Annotated in this window: 12 protein-coding genes; 6 read left to right on the forward strand and 6 right to left on the reverse strand. The window is 71.4% G+C overall.

All coding sequences use genetic code 11. The annotated features are described in order from the left end of the window. Positions 1–27 precede the first annotated feature (27 nt). The gene (locus tag BR85_RS14215) at positions 28–576 is read left to right on the forward strand and encodes a hypothetical protein (protein WP_028497240.1); all 549 of its coding nucleotides are present in this window, start codon (positions 28–30) and stop codon (positions 574–576) included. Positions 577–665: 89 nt separating this feature from the next. Continuing rightward, positions 666–1,280, forward strand: a complete 615-nt coding sequence (locus BR85_RS14220; RefSeq protein ID WP_051526419.1) for a hypothetical protein — start codon at positions 666–668, stop codon at positions 1,278–1,280. Positions 1,281–1,286: 6 nt separating this feature from the next. Here the strand turns inward: BR85_RS14220 and BR85_RS14225 are convergent, their stop codons facing one another. Genes BR85_RS14225 through BR85_RS14235 form a run of 3 tightly spaced genes read right to left on the reverse strand, consistent with a single transcriptional unit; the run spans position 1,287 to position 5,255 of the window. Beyond that, the gene (locus BR85_RS14225; protein ID WP_028497242.1) at positions 1,287–2,444 is read right to left on the reverse strand and encodes a nucleotidyl cyclase domain-containing protein; all 1,158 of its coding nucleotides are present in this window, start codon (positions 2,442–2,444) and stop codon (positions 1,287–1,289) included. Then, on the reverse strand, positions 2,441–4,162 hold the full coding sequence (locus BR85_RS14230) for a sensor histidine kinase (RefSeq protein WP_051526420.1): 1,722 nt from the start codon (positions 4,160–4,162) through the stop codon (positions 2,441–2,443). The genes BR85_RS14225 and BR85_RS14230 overlap by 4 nt, the downstream gene beginning before the upstream one ends. A 10-nt stretch (positions 4,163–4,172) precedes the next feature. After that, positions 4,173–5,255 (reverse strand): hypothetical protein, encoded by a 1,083-nt coding sequence (locus BR85_RS14235; RefSeq protein WP_028497244.1) that lies wholly within the window; start codon positions 5,253–5,255, stop codon positions 4,173–4,175. A gap of 130 nt (positions 5,256–5,385) precedes the next feature. Here BR85_RS14235 and BR85_RS14240 point away from each other — a divergent pair, with 130 nt between their 5' ends. Continuing rightward, complete coding sequence (locus tag BR85_RS14240; protein ID WP_081782833.1) at positions 5,386–6,861, forward strand: glycosyltransferase family 2 protein; 1,476 nt, start codon at positions 5,386–5,388, stop codon at positions 6,859–6,861. Between the two features lie 36 nt (positions 6,862–6,897). Here BR85_RS14240 and BR85_RS14245 read toward each other — a convergent pair whose 3' ends face one another. Further along, entirely contained in the window at positions 6,898–7,821 is a 924-nt protein-coding gene (locus BR85_RS14245) for a response regulator transcription factor (protein WP_051526438.1), read from the reverse strand. Positions 7,822–7,926: 105 nt separating this feature from the next. Continuing rightward, a complete protein-coding gene (locus tag BR85_RS14250) occupies positions 7,927–8,922 on the reverse strand; it encodes a glycoside hydrolase family 6 protein (RefSeq protein ID WP_231478748.1) in 996 nt (331 codons plus the stop codon). A 218-nt stretch (positions 8,923–9,140) separates the two neighbouring features. Here BR85_RS14250 and rplM point away from each other — a divergent pair, with 218 nt between their 5' ends. Genes rplM through glmM form a run of 3 tightly spaced genes read left to right on the forward strand, consistent with a single transcriptional unit; the run spans position 9,141 to position 11,460 of the window. Then, the gene (rplM, locus tag BR85_RS14255) at positions 9,141–9,587 is read left to right on the forward strand and encodes a 50S ribosomal protein L13 (RefSeq protein WP_028497247.1); all 447 of its coding nucleotides are present in this window, start codon (positions 9,141–9,143) and stop codon (positions 9,585–9,587) included. A gap of 29 nt (positions 9,588–9,616) precedes the next feature. Next, entirely contained in the window at positions 9,617–10,102 is a 486-nt protein-coding gene (gene rpsI / locus BR85_RS14260; RefSeq protein WP_028497248.1) for a 30S ribosomal protein S9, read from the forward strand. Positions 10,103–10,110: 8 nt separating this feature from the next. Then, positions 10,111–11,460 (forward strand): phosphoglucosamine mutase, encoded by a 1,350-nt coding sequence (glmM, locus tag BR85_RS14265; protein WP_028497249.1) that lies wholly within the window; start codon positions 10,111–10,113, stop codon positions 11,458–11,460. Positions 11,461–11,801: 341 nt separating this feature from the next. Here the strand turns inward: glmM and BR85_RS14270 are convergent, their stop codons facing one another. Then, the gene (locus tag BR85_RS14270) at positions 11,802–12,743 is read right to left on the reverse strand and encodes a Ppx/GppA phosphatase family protein (protein ID WP_028497250.1); all 942 of its coding nucleotides are present in this window, start codon (positions 12,741–12,743) and stop codon (positions 11,802–11,804) included. Positions 12,744–12,809 lie beyond the last annotated feature (66 nt).

Here is a 12,809-nt window from a genome sequence, read left to right on the forward strand (position 1 = left end):
GTTCCAGCTCTCGAATCTGGGGATTTGATGAAGAAGACCCTTGCGGCGCTCGCCGTGTCCGGCGCGCTCCTGCTCGGCGGCGCATCCGCCGCCTCCGCTCACAGCTACACGGCGGACGGATACACGGTGCCACCGCCGACGTGCGCGGCCGCGCCCGCCAGCATCCCGGTCGGTGAGACGACCACCATCACGTGCGATTTCGATGACAGCTTCGAGGGCGCCACGGTCACGTTCGGCATCACCGGCCCGGGCGTCCGCAGCGGGTCGCTCGCGGCCATCGCCTTCACGGCGCGCGGCACGGCGACCATCGACAAGGTCGTGCGGTCCGGCCAGGCTGCGACGACGCTCACCGGCCCGGCGGCAGGGGCGTACACCGTCACCCTCGCGTACGGTCCGAGCGCCGCGATGGTGCTGCCGATCGACGTCACCGTCACCGCCGCCGAGGGTGCGGCGCTGCCGATCACGGGCGGCACCGTGCCGACCGAGGGCATCTGGATCGGCGCCGGCGCCGTCGCGCTCGGCGGGATCGCGATCTTCGCGGCCCGCGCCCGGCGCCGCGCCTACGCGCGCGCCTGACCGCGCCGGGGCGCTCTGCGCCGTCGCCCTACACTGAAAGCGACCGTTCCGGCTGGGAGCGGCCGCATCCAGATGGTCGGGAGACTGACGTGCCTTCATCCGCCGCTCTTCGCACCTGGCTGATCGCACCGGCTCTTCTCGCCGCGCTCGCGCTCGCCGGGTGCAGCGCCTCCGCGCCGTGGGCGGCCGACCCGTCGCCGTCGGCGACCCCCACCCCGGTCGCCACCGCGCCGCAGCCGGTGCCGAACGACCTGTCGACCGGCTCCACCCGCCGCACGCTCCAGGCCGGCCCGCTCGGCCTGTCGATCGACTATTGGTCGGACCTGCTGATGGACAAGTGGACCGCCGGGGCGCTCAAGCCGGTGAGCATGAACCTGCTCGCCACGGTCACCCCGGATGACGGCAAGTCGGTGTACCTGCAGCGCGCCGCGATGCTCGCGACCCCGATGAACGGCGCCACCGCGCTGCCGACGCTCGCCGCGCAGGTCGACACGTCGAGCGTCGCGCCGGGCTACCTCGCGCTCGACCCGTACAGCTACTCGCAGACCTTCACGGTGGGCGCGGTGCCCGAGGAGGCCACGCACGTCGTGCTGCTGTTCACCTACGACATGCTCGTGCAGACCACGCCGACATCGGACCAGTACGCGAAGCAGACCGCGACCGACACGCTCACCGTCGCGATCGCGCCGACGCCCGCGGGCTGACCCGGCTCAGACCGCCGCGACCCGGGGATCCACCCGGCGCCACCGGTCGCCGCCCTCGTCGCGCGCCGCCTCCACGGCGATCGACGCGGCGCGGCGCAGCTGGGGCAGCTCGGCGGCGGCCGGATCGATCGGCACGACGCCCGCGCTCGCGGTGAGACGCACTGCGAGCGGGTTGCCGGCGTAGTCGTCGCGGAGGCGGGTGAGCACCGTCCGCACCGACTCGGTCGCGGCCACGGCCGGCAGCGACACGAGCACGAGCACCTGGCCCGATTCGCCGCGGCCGAGGTCGGCATCCGCGGGGAAGACGGCGGCGATCGCGCGCTCGAAGTGGCCCGTCACGGTCTCCACGGCGACGTCGCCCGTGGCGGCCTGGATCTTGCGGAGCTCGTCCATGCGGAAGTCGATGAACGTCCAGGTGCGCTCACCGCGCGCCGCGATGCGGCGGAGGCGCTCGGTGGCGAGCGCGACGAACTGGGGCGCGGGCAGCACGGGGTCGGACATGCCGGTGGTCGACGGCGCCGCGCGCCAGGTCGCGACCAGGCTCAGCACGGTGACGGTGACGGCGACGACGTACACGATCATCGCGATGCTGAGGAGCGCGTGCACGGCGTCGAGGGCGGTGGAGCTGCCGGTGGCGATCTCCACGACGATCGCGGCGACCACGAGCACCGGGATCAGCGCCGACGTGAGGACGACCGGTGCCGTGAGGCGCGGGTAGGTGCGGGCGAGGAAGACCAGCTCGATGACCAGCAGCACCGCGAACACCCCGGCGGCGATGAGCTGGAGGAACAGGGCGAGGCGGGCGGTGGACTCGTTCTGCAGCCACCAGAGCATCCCGACGCCGAGCACGGCGATCCCCGGGCCCACCCAGCCGAAGCTGCGCGCGCCGCGGGACGCCCGGAAGCCGGACCAGATCATGGCGGGCACGCCGGTGAGCGGGGCCAGCGCGATCGTCCGTGCCGACGGCGGCAGCCCCAGGGCGGTCGCGGTGATCGCGCCCCAGCAGGCGACGAGGGCGAGCGCCAGCGCGGAGGTCCAGAGCGTCGTGGCCGGCACGGGCAGCGCGAGGAAGCCGAGGGTCGCGACCAGGACGACGCAGGCCGAGACGACGGCGCAGAGGGCGAGCAGGATGCCGGAGGGCTCGGCGGACAGGAAGCTGGTCATCGCTCCGACACCTCCGCCGCGCCGGCGGTGGCCGGTTCGCCGGCGCCGTCCGCCGGGTCGTGACGCTCGGGGCGCGCCGGCAGGGTGACGGTCACCTTTGTGCCGGCGCCCGGCTCGCTCTGCACGGCGATGGTGCCGTTGTGCTCCGCGACGATCGACTTGACGATCCCCATTCCGAGGCCCGTGCCCTGCGTCGCGCTGGCGCGGGCGCTGTCGCTGCGGAAGTACGGCTCGAAGATCCGCTGCACCTCGCTGTGGCTCATGCCGACCCCGGTGTCGGAGACGACGAGCGTCGCGGTGTCGCCGTCGTGGGTCGCGGCGATGCGCACCCGTCCGCCCTTCAGGGTGTACTTCAGCGCGTTGCTCACGAGGTTGTCGACGACCTGGCGCAGCCGGAAGGCGTCGCCGTCGACGATCACCGCTTCGGCGGTGTCGAGGCGGAGGACGATGCCCGCCAGGCGCGCCGCCGGGTCGAACGCGGTCACCGCGTCGGCGCAGATCTGGCCGAGGTTGGTCGTCTGCCGGACGGGCTTGGCCGCCTGCGCGGCCGGCGTCTCCAGCAGCTCGCCGATCATCCGCATCATCCGCTCCGCGGCGGTGTTGATCGCCTCCGCCCGGTCGCGGGTACGCTCCTCGTCGGTGTCGTCGCTGAGCATTTCGGAGTAGCCGAGCACGGCGGTCAGGGGGTTCCGCAGCTCGTGCGAGACCCGGGCCGCGAGGCTCTGCCGGTCGGATTCGGCGCGGATGACGTCGGTGATGTCGTGCACGACCAGGAGCGTGCCGGACTCGTCGGAGTCGTCGGTGAGGTCGCGGGCCGAGAAGGAGAGTGCGAACCATTCGCCGTGCTGGTCGAACAGCCAGAGGCGCTCGTCGACGAACCGCTCGCCGGCGACGGCGCGGGCCAGCGGCTGACGGTCCGGCGGCAGCGGGCGGCCGCGGAAGCCGTCGTACTCCACGGAGCGGGCGCGGGCCGCCGGGTCGCCGGGATCGAGCCCGTACAGCTCGCGGTAGGTCTCGTTGGCGTAGACGATCTCGCCGCGCTGGGACAGCCGCACCACGCCGACGTCGACGGCATCCAGCAGGAGCGACACTTCGCGCTCCTGCCGGCTCGTGCGCTCGACCGTGGCAGCGAGCTTGTCGGCCTGACGGCTGAGCAGCTGCTTGAACGCCCGGTTCTGCGCGGCGCTCGTCCGCATGAAGAGGGAGATGAACCCGAACGACAGGATGGTGACGACGAGGCGCATCGTCGGTCCGGGCTGGCCGAGGATCGCGATGTCGCGGATCACGATGCACAGGGTGATCAGGCTCAGTCCGCCGGCGATCGCGACATACCCGAAGTAGGTGGCGATCCACACGACCGGGAAGAGCCAGAGCGAACCGACGCTGAGCAGCGGATCGATCGTCAGGAGACCGATGGCGGCGATGTCGACGAGCGGCACGACGAGGACGAACGCTTCCGCAAGGCGATCCCACGGCACGGCCAGGGTCGCGGCCGTCGTCACGATGATGATGGAGATGCCGGCGGTGAACGTCCACGACGTGGTCGCCTGCGGCGCGAGGGCCTGCGCCATCAGCACGAGGATGATGATGATCCCGGCGAGCAGCAGTTGGGCCAGCCACACCGAGTACGTCCTCGTGCTCACCGCGGGCGTCAACGCCCGGGAGCGTGCCAGGGCGCCGTCGGAGGTCACGCGGCGGCTCGGCGTCGGTGCGACCATGGTGCCGAGTCTACGGTCTCGACGCGGACCGGCTCAGCCGCTCGACACGGCTCGCGGGGCGCGCCGCGCGCACGATCTCCGCGACGCTGCGCAGCGTCACCTGCTGCACCGACAGATCGGGCCGGTACTTCACGCCGCGCAGGTCGAGCCCTTCGGTGAACAGCGCCCGGACATCGTCCTCCACGCCCTCGTCGACCTCGAAGCTCGTCGCCATCGCCGCGAAGATCCCGGGCCGCACCCGGCCGATCACGACGTCGGCCGGGAATGCGGCATCCACCGCCTCCAGCAGGGCGGCGAACACCTCCCGCGTCCAGGTGCGACCGTAGGCCGTGCGGTGCAGCGACAGGTCGAGGATGCTGATGAGGACGACCGACCGCGGCGAGGCCAGGGCGAAGCGGATGGCCGCCGCCGTGCGGAAGGCGCGGATCCCGAGCACGCGCTTCGGACCCCGCACACGGCTCTCGTCGATGGCGATCCGGGTGACGCCGTACGCGCACGCGGCCGTCACGACGGCGCCGACGATCCCGCTCGGCGCGGTCGACAGCGCCGCGATGTAGAGCGGGTGGTCGATGCCGAGCACGGCGGTGCCGACCAGACGCACGAGGCTGTACACGCCGTATGCGCCGACCGCCGCGCCGACGACGGTGCGGCCGGTGCTGGGCGGAGTGCTCGGGCGGAAGCACTCCCACGCGGTGAGGGCGCCGAACACGAAGATCACGCCGAGCTTGGCGTACTGCCCGGCGTCGGGCGAGACCCAGAGCGTCGTCACCCCCACGAGGGCGGATGGGACGATGACCGCGGGCAGCACCGACCGGACGACGTCGCGCCCGCGCCGCATCGCGGCCCAGAGGAGACCGACGGCCAACGGCATCGTCGTGTCCGCGATCACGAGCGGCATGGAGGGGTGCTCGCTGCTGTCCGCGATGACGTAGCCGAGCGTGGACAGCAGGGCGGAGAATGCCCCGATCCCGGCGAGCATGGTCATCGGCAGACCGGGCTCCCCGCCACCGCGCTGCCACGGCTGGGCGATCACCATGATGGCGATGCCCATCCCCGACGCGAGGATCAACGCGACCGTGAACACCTCGACCACAGCGCTCCCACCGGTTCCGCATCGCGGGAGGAGGCGGCGCCTCATCCGTTGCGGAGGTCTTGACCGAGTCTTGAGGTGGCCTCGACCGTCTCTCCACGTGACGCGGAGGCAACTCTAGCAAGCTGGACCCATGACGTTCCCGCCGCCCAGCACCGCCCCCTCCTCTGCCCTCGCCACCCGTGGCGTCCGCCCTGTCGAGCTCGAGGTCACCGGCACGGAGCACGCCGCCTTCCCGTCGGACTTCATCGACGTCTTCGACGACACCCAGCGCGCGACCATCGGGTGCGTCATCCCCGCGTACAACGAGGAGGAGTCGATCGCGAGCGTCATCGAGAGCCTGCTCTCCCAGACGCGCGTGCCCGACGTCATCCACGTCGTCGTCAACAACACGACGGATGCCACCGTCGCGATCGCCTCGCAGTTCGCCGGCGCGCACACCATCACGACCGAAATGGGCGAGCAGTTCACCGAGGTGTTCGTCCACGACATCGGCAAGAACCCCGACAAGAAGGTCGGCGCCCTGAACTACGGCTACGCGCTGGTCGAGGGCTACGACTATCTGCTCGGCGTCGATGGTGACACCACCGCCGACGCGCGGGCCGTCGAGTACCTCGAGACCGAGATCACGAGCGACAGCCGGATCGGCGGAATCTCGGCGATCTACTCGATCGACAACAAGCCGTTCAAGGGCCTCGCGTCGTTCCTCATCAGCGGGCAGCGCTCGCAGTTCGCCGCGTTCAACCTGCAGAACCTGCTGCGCGGCCGCAACATGGCCGTCCTCGGCGGGCAGTTCTCCATCTTCTCCACGCACGCCCTCCGCGAGGTCATGCGCGAGAACCACCAGTCCACCCCGTGGGTGAAGGACAGCGAGGTGGAGGACTCCCTCCTCTCGCTGCAGATCAAGAGCGCCGGCTACCTCACGAAGATCAGCCCCGTCGCCCGCGCCGACGTGGGCGGCATGACGACCCTCCGCGGCCTCGACGCCCAGCAGGTGAAGTGGACGTACGGGGCCATCGAGCTCATGTGGCCGGGGCAGCGCGGCGACACGAAGGGTCAGCCGTTCCACCCGAACCTGCGCGTCCGGTGGCTCGAGAACGGCGGCATGGCCGTCAACCTGTTCGTCCGCATCGCCTTCGTGCTGCTGCTGGCCGGGTCGCTGTCGCTCAACGCGTTCGTCTTCTCGCCGGTGTGGCTCATCCCCATCGCGATGGCTGTCGCCCTGAACGTGCGGATGGCGATGACGATGCAGAACCGGACCCGCAAGGACGTCCTGTTCGCCCTGCTCGTCGTGCCCGCCGAGATCTACATGTGGATCCGGCTGGCGCACTTCGCCCGGGCGTGGAGCCGCTTCCTGTCCAAGAAGAAGGTCGACAACTGGGCCGCGCAGGCGAAGGCCGAGAAGGGCGGCGGCAACGGGCACTGGGTGCCGCTGGTCGTCGTCGTCGCGATCCTCGTCACGCTCGCCGTCATCTGGTCGATGCTCGGCCCCGTCGGGCAGTCCTCGATCCTCTGGGTGGGCTGGCCCATCCTCGGGGTCGTGACGATCCTGCAGACGCTCGGGATGTTCCTGAAGCTCATCCGCCGCCAGCACGGCTACCGCGTCTGAGCGGCGGCGGAGTCGCGGCGCAGGCCGGGGCCGGGGCTAGTACGCGCTGCCGTCGGAGGTGAGCCGGTACCCGACCCCGCGCACGGTCTCGATGTACCGCGGGCTCGCGGCGTTGTCGCCGAGCTTGCGACGCAGGTTCGTCATGTGCGCCTCGATGGCGCGCTTGTCGGCGTCGCCCACGAAATAGGTCGTGACGTACGACTCGCCGCGCAGCAGCAGCGTCAGGTCGGCCTTGCTGCGCACGCGCCGGCGCGACTCCATGAGCGCGGCCAGCAGGTCGAACTCGGTGCGCGTGAGCTCGAGCTCCTCGTGGCCGATGAGCACGACGCGGCTGTCGGGGTCGAGTCGCAGGTCGCGGTGCGTCAGCCAGTGCGCTCCGTCCGGCGCGGCCGCGACGGCGGCCGGCTGCTCGACGATGCGCGCGACGTCACCGGATCCGGCCGGGGCAGGCGGCACGGGCGCGGCCGGCGCGACCGGCATGCTGCTGGTCGCCGGCTGCCGTCCGGCGGGGAAGGACGGGCCGGCGCTCTCCTGCGCACGCGGCGCCGGGGCGAGCGGGGCGCGCGGGCGGCGCAGCAGCGCTTCGATGCGGGCGCGGAACTCGCGCGGCCGGAACGGCTTGTGGATGAAGTCGTCTGCGCCGGCGGACAGCCCGAGGACCACGTCGGCCTCGTCGTGCAGCGCCGTGATCATGATGATGTACGTCTCGGGGTTCTGCGCACGGATGCGGCGCGCGGCCTCGAAGCCGTCCATCCCCGGCATGTTGACGTCGAGCGTCGTGATGAGCGGCGCGTACTGCGCCACGGCGCGGACGCCGTCGATGCCGTTGCCCACCGAGACGGTGGAGAACCCGGCCGATTCGAGCACGTCGATCAGGAGGTGGCGTACCTCGGGATCGTCCTCGACGATCACCGCGGTCTTGATCGGTTCTTCTGATTCGGCCAACTGATCCCTGGTCATCCTCTGAGCCGTCTGCGACGTGCGCCGTCGCTGCCCGCGCGGGGGCGCGGAGTAGTCGTCATCCTCCCACATGCGTGTGGCGGGAGGGACTATTGGGGCGGAGCGTCAGCCGACCGACCGGGTCAGCTCGGTCGCCGCATCCGGCCACCACTGACCGGCCGGGGGGCCGCCGTTGCAGGCGCCGTCGCTCTCGCCGGGCGGCTTGATCCACAGGTTGGCGTCGACGATGTCGTCGCCGAACGATCCGCTCCGCTGACCGACCTGCCGCCCGCCGGGGTTGCACCACTCGCCGGTCGCGCCGGCGCCGTTGCGGCTCGTGTCGATGACGGCGTGCAGCCCGCCGAGGTGGGCCGACAGGCTCCGCGCGTACATGACCTCGGCGGCGTCGGCGTTGTAGTTCGACACGTTCGTCGCGAAGCCGCGGATCATGTGGGTGACCCCGATCTGCGAGATGAGCCGCGCCATCTCGGATGCCGGACGCCAGTTCGAGTGGCCGCCGTCGAGGTAGAGCCACGCGGTGCGCGCCTGCAGGTTCGTCACGGCGGTCGCGATGTGCGCGAAGCGCTCCGTCATCCCGTCGCACTCGGGGGCGAGGGCCACCGCATCCGGCTCCACGATCACCACCGTCGGCGTCTCCGCCGCGCGCAGGGCGTCGCCGATCGCGAGGGTCCAGTCGTCGTACGCGGCCGGGTCGAGCCCGCCCGCGGACTGGTTGCCGCAGTCCCGGTCGGGGAGGCCGTAGACGACGAGGACGAGGGTCGCATCCTGCGTCCGCGCCTCCGCGGCCAGCGCTGTGACCTCCGCGCCGACGGTCTGGATCGGCTGCGCTTCCGGGGTGAGCCACACCGCCGTGGGCTGGGCGGCGAGATACGACGCGGCCCGTGTCGCGGGGTCATCCGCGGTGCCGGATGCCGCGGCATCCGCTGCCTTCGACTCGGCGGGCACGTGGAACGTGGTCCCGGCGGTCGCGGCGGTGAAGGGGAGGAGCCGGACGTACGCCGTGGTCAGCAGCGGGACGGACAGCACGAGCAGCACCGCGACGGCGCCGGCGATGACCGTCAGGGCGGTGGAGATGCCCCGGCGGGGTCTGCGTGGGCGCACCCGTACGAATATATAGCGCATGGGCGGCGCTTCCGCGCGCAGTGGTTTGGCCGCGGCATCCCCATGGCGTAGACTGACTCTTTGGTTCTTGTGCCCTGCTGGCCAAGTACCGCGAACGTGAGCCCTCCACTGGCGTGTTTCACGGGACGTCGTCTCGGGAAACCACCCCGGAGTGGGATTCACGAACCTCTCCGTTCGATCAAGAAAGCAGCACTACAGTGACGCGCACCTACACCCCCAAGGCTGGCGAGATCCAGCGCTCGTGGCTGGTCATCGACGCGACCGACGTCGTCCTCGGCCGACTCGCCTCGCACGCCGCCACCATCCTGCGTGGCAAGCACAAGCCCACCTTCGCCAACCACGTCGACACCGGTGACTTCGTCATCGTCATCAACGCGGAGAAGGTCGCGCTGACGGGCCAGAAGCTCGAGAAGAAGAAGGCCTACCGCCACTCCGGCTACCCGGGTGGCCTCAAGTCGGTCACCTACTCCGAGCTCCTCGAGAAGAACCCGACGCGCGCCATCGAGAAGGCCGTCCGCGGCATGCTCCCCAAGAACAGCCTGGGTCGCCAGCAGCTGACGAAGCTCAAGGTCTACGCCGGTGCCGAGCACCCGCACGCGGCCCAGCAGCCCACCACGTACACCTTCGACCAGGTCGCCCAGTAAGCGCCGCCGAAAAGACTAAGGACATACTGATGGCGAAGATCGCTGACTCCATCGACCAGACCCCGGAGAACTACACCACCGAGACCCCTGCCACCGAGGCCGCTGCGGCGCCCCGTCCGGTGCTGTCGGTCCCCGGTGCTGCAGTGGGCCGCCGCAAGCAGGCCATCGCCCGCGTGCGCCTGGTCCCCGGCTCGGGAACCATCACGGTCAACGGCCGTACGCTCGAGGACTACTTCCCGAACAAGCTGCACCAGCAGCTGATCAACGACCCGTTCACGGTGCTGAACCTCACCGACGCGTACGACGTCATCGCCCGCATCTCGGGTGGTGGCCCGTCGGGCCAGGCCGGCGCGCTGCGCCTCGGCATCGCCCGGTCGCTGAACCAGATCGACGAAGAGAACAACCGCCCGACGCTGAAGAAGGCCGGCTTCCTCTCCCGTGACGCCCGCGTCAAGGAGCGCAAGAAGGCTGGTCTCAAGAAGGCCCGCAAGGCTCCTCAGTACTCGAAGCGCTAAATCGCTCGATGGCGCTGTTCGGTACGGACGGTGTGCGGGGCCTCGCCAACGGCCCCCTCACCGCAGACCTCGCGCTCACCCTGGCCCAGGCGACTGCTGTCGTCCTGGGCCAGGGGCGTATTGCGGAGGCGCGCAAGGCCGCCGGCAAGCGGCTGACCGCCGTGGTCGCCCGCGACCCCCGCGTCTCGGGTGAGTTCCTGGCGGCCGCCGTGGCGGCCGGCCTCGCCTCGTCGGGGGTGGATGTGCTGGATGCCGGCGTCGTGCCGACACCGGCCGCCGCCTACCTGATCGCCGACATCGACGCCGACTTCGGCGTCATGGTCTCGGCCTCGCACAACCCCGCGCCCGACAACGGCATCAAGATCTTCGCGCGCGGCGGCGTCAAGCTCCCCGATGAGGTCGAGCAGCGCATCGAAGAGGCCATGGCCGGGCCGAAGCTGCAGCCCACCGGCGGCGACGTCGGCCGCATCCGCCGGTTCGCGGACGCCGAGGACCGGTACGTCGTGCACCTCCTGGCATCCCTGCCGAACCGGCTCACGGGCCTGCACATCGTGCTGGACTGCGCGCACGGCGCAGCATCCGGCGTCTCCCCGGAGACGTTCCGCGACGCGGGCGCCCGTGTCACCGTCATCGGCGCCGACCCGGATGGCGTCAACATCAACGACGGCGTCGGTTCGACGCACCTCGACAAGCTCGCGGCCGAGGTCGTGCGCACCGGCGCCCACCTCGGCATCGCGCACGACGGCGATGCCGACCGCTGCCTCGCGGTGGACGCCGACGGCAAGGTGGTCGACGGCGACCAGATCATGGCGATCCTCGCCGTCGCGATGAAGCGCCGCGGGCGCCTGACCGACGACACGCTCGTCACGACCGTCATGAGCAACCTCGGCCTGCACCGCGCGATGGCCGCACAGGGGATCAACGTCGTCACCGCGGCCGTCGGCGACCGGTATGTCCTGGAAGCCATGAACGAGGGCGGCTACGCGCTCGGCGGCGAGCAGAGCGGTCACGTCATCATGAGCGAGTTCGCCACCACGGGCGACGGCCTGCTCACCGGCCTGCACCTGTGCGCCGAGATGGCCCGGACCCGCAAGAGCCTCGCCGAACTGGCATCCGTCATGACGATCTTCCCGCAGGTGCTCATCAACGTCCGCGGCGTGGAGCGCTCGCGCGCGACCGACCCGGACGTCGTCGCCGCCGTGCGGCGGGTCGAGGCGGAACTCGGCGACACCGGCCGCGTGCTGCTGCGCCCCTCGGGGACGGAGCTCATGGTGCGCGTCATGGTCGAGGCGGCGGATGGCGAGACCGCGCAGCGCCTCGCTGACCAGCTGGCCGAGGTCGTCCGCGGGGAAGGCTGAGGGCTGCACGGCGGCTTCGGGTTCGGCCTGCCCGGGTCAGGCGCGCCTGCCGGGCTCGGGCTTGCCCGTGGCGTGGAGTCGCGCTGCTTCGCCTTCGGGAGGTTTTGGCGCCTCGGGAGGTCGAAAACCGCGGGATCTGTCCTCTCCAAGCGACATGTCCTCCCGAGTGCCGTGCGATGCGCTGACATGCGCCGCCGGGGCTCGGCGGTTCGGGAGGCGTTGACGCCTCGGGAGGTCGAAAACCGCGGGATCTGTCCTCCCCAATCGACATGTCCTCCCGAGCTGCGTGCCGCCCTGACGCATCCGTGCCCGCCGGCCGAGGGCGGGGCGCGCGCCGCGACTCAGCCGGGCTCGTTCCAGGACAGCGACTCGATGTAACGCAGCAGCACGCCTTCGCGGAGCGCCCACGGCGAGACCTCGAGCTCGTCGACGTCGAGCATCGTCATCGCCGTGTGCAGCACGACGGCGCCGGCGACGATCTGCAACGTCCGGTCGGCGGTGATCCCGGGCAGCTCCTGACGCGCGGCGGCGGGGATGCGGGCGAGCCGCGGGATCCATGAGCCGAGCGCGGCGCGCGGCATCCGCATCCGCTCGTTGCCCGACCAGCCCGGGACGGGGTAGCCGGCGAGCTTCGCGAGCGAGCGGATCGCCTTCGACGATCCCACGACGTGGTCGGGGCGGGTCTGGCCGGACATGAGCTCGGCGACGGGCGCGAGGGTCGTGCGGGCGTGCGCGCGCAGCACCTCGACGGCGTCTTCGCCGGGCGGGTCCTGCGGGAGGAACTCCACCGTCATGCGCCCGGCGCCGAGGGGGACGGATGCCGCGAGCTCCGGGAGTTCGTCGGGTCCGGCGGCGAGCTCCAGCGAGCCGCCGCCGATGTCGAAGAGAAGGATCTGCCCGGCCGACCACCCGAACCAGCGCCGCACCGCAAGGAACGTGAACCGGGCCTCGGACTCGCCGCCGAGCACCTGCAGCTCCTGGCCGAGGGCTTCCTCGATGCGGGCGATGACCTCCGCCCCGTTCGCCGCCTCGCGGACGGCGCTCGTGGCCGTCGCGAGCAGCTCGACGACGTTCTCGCCGTCGGCGATCCGCCGCGCCTCGGTGACGGCATCCACGAGAGCCGTCACGCCGACCTCGCTGATCGAGCCGTCGGGCTCGAGGTAGCGCATGAGGCGCAGCACCGTGCGCTGACTGGTCTTCGCGAGCGGCCGTCCGCCCGGGCGGACATCCGCGACGAGCAGGTGGACGGTGTTGGATCCGATGTCGAGGACTCCCAGGCGCACGGGCCCAGCGTAGTCGTCGGCGTAACCGGGATGTGACCTCCGGTGGGCGGCACGGGGGTCCCGGCG

Source organism: Microbacterium sp. UNCCL10 (assembly GCF_000746195.1).
GTDB lineage: Bacteria > Actinomycetota > Actinomycetes > Actinomycetales > Microbacteriaceae > Microbacterium > Microbacterium saccharophilum.

Coding starts and splice junctions, on each gene's coding strand:
- BR85_RS14215 (WP_028497240.1), top strand. CDS start 28: ATGAAGAAGACCCTTGCGGCGCTCGCCGTGTCCGGCGCGCTCCTGCTC.
- BR85_RS14225 (WP_028497242.1), bottom strand. CDS start 2,444: ATGACCAGCTTCCTGTCCGCCGAGCCCTCCGGCATCCTGCTCGCCCTC.
- BR85_RS14230 (WP_051526420.1), bottom strand. CDS start 4,162: ATGGTCGCACCGACGCCGAGCCGCCGCGTGACCTCCGACGGCGCCCTG.
- BR85_RS14240 (WP_081782833.1), top strand. CDS start 5,386: ATGACGTTCCCGCCGCCCAGCACCGCCCCCTCCTCTGCCCTCGCCACC.
- BR85_RS14245 (WP_051526438.1), bottom strand. CDS start 7,821: ATGACCAGGGATCAGTTGGCCGAATCAGAAGAACCGATCAAGACCGCG.
- rpsI (WP_028497248.1), top strand. CDS start 9,617: ATGGCGAAGATCGCTGACTCCATCGACCAGACCCCGGAGAACTACACC.
- glmM (WP_028497249.1), top strand. CDS start 10,111: ATGGCGCTGTTCGGTACGGACGGTGTGCGGGGCCTCGCCAACGGCCCC.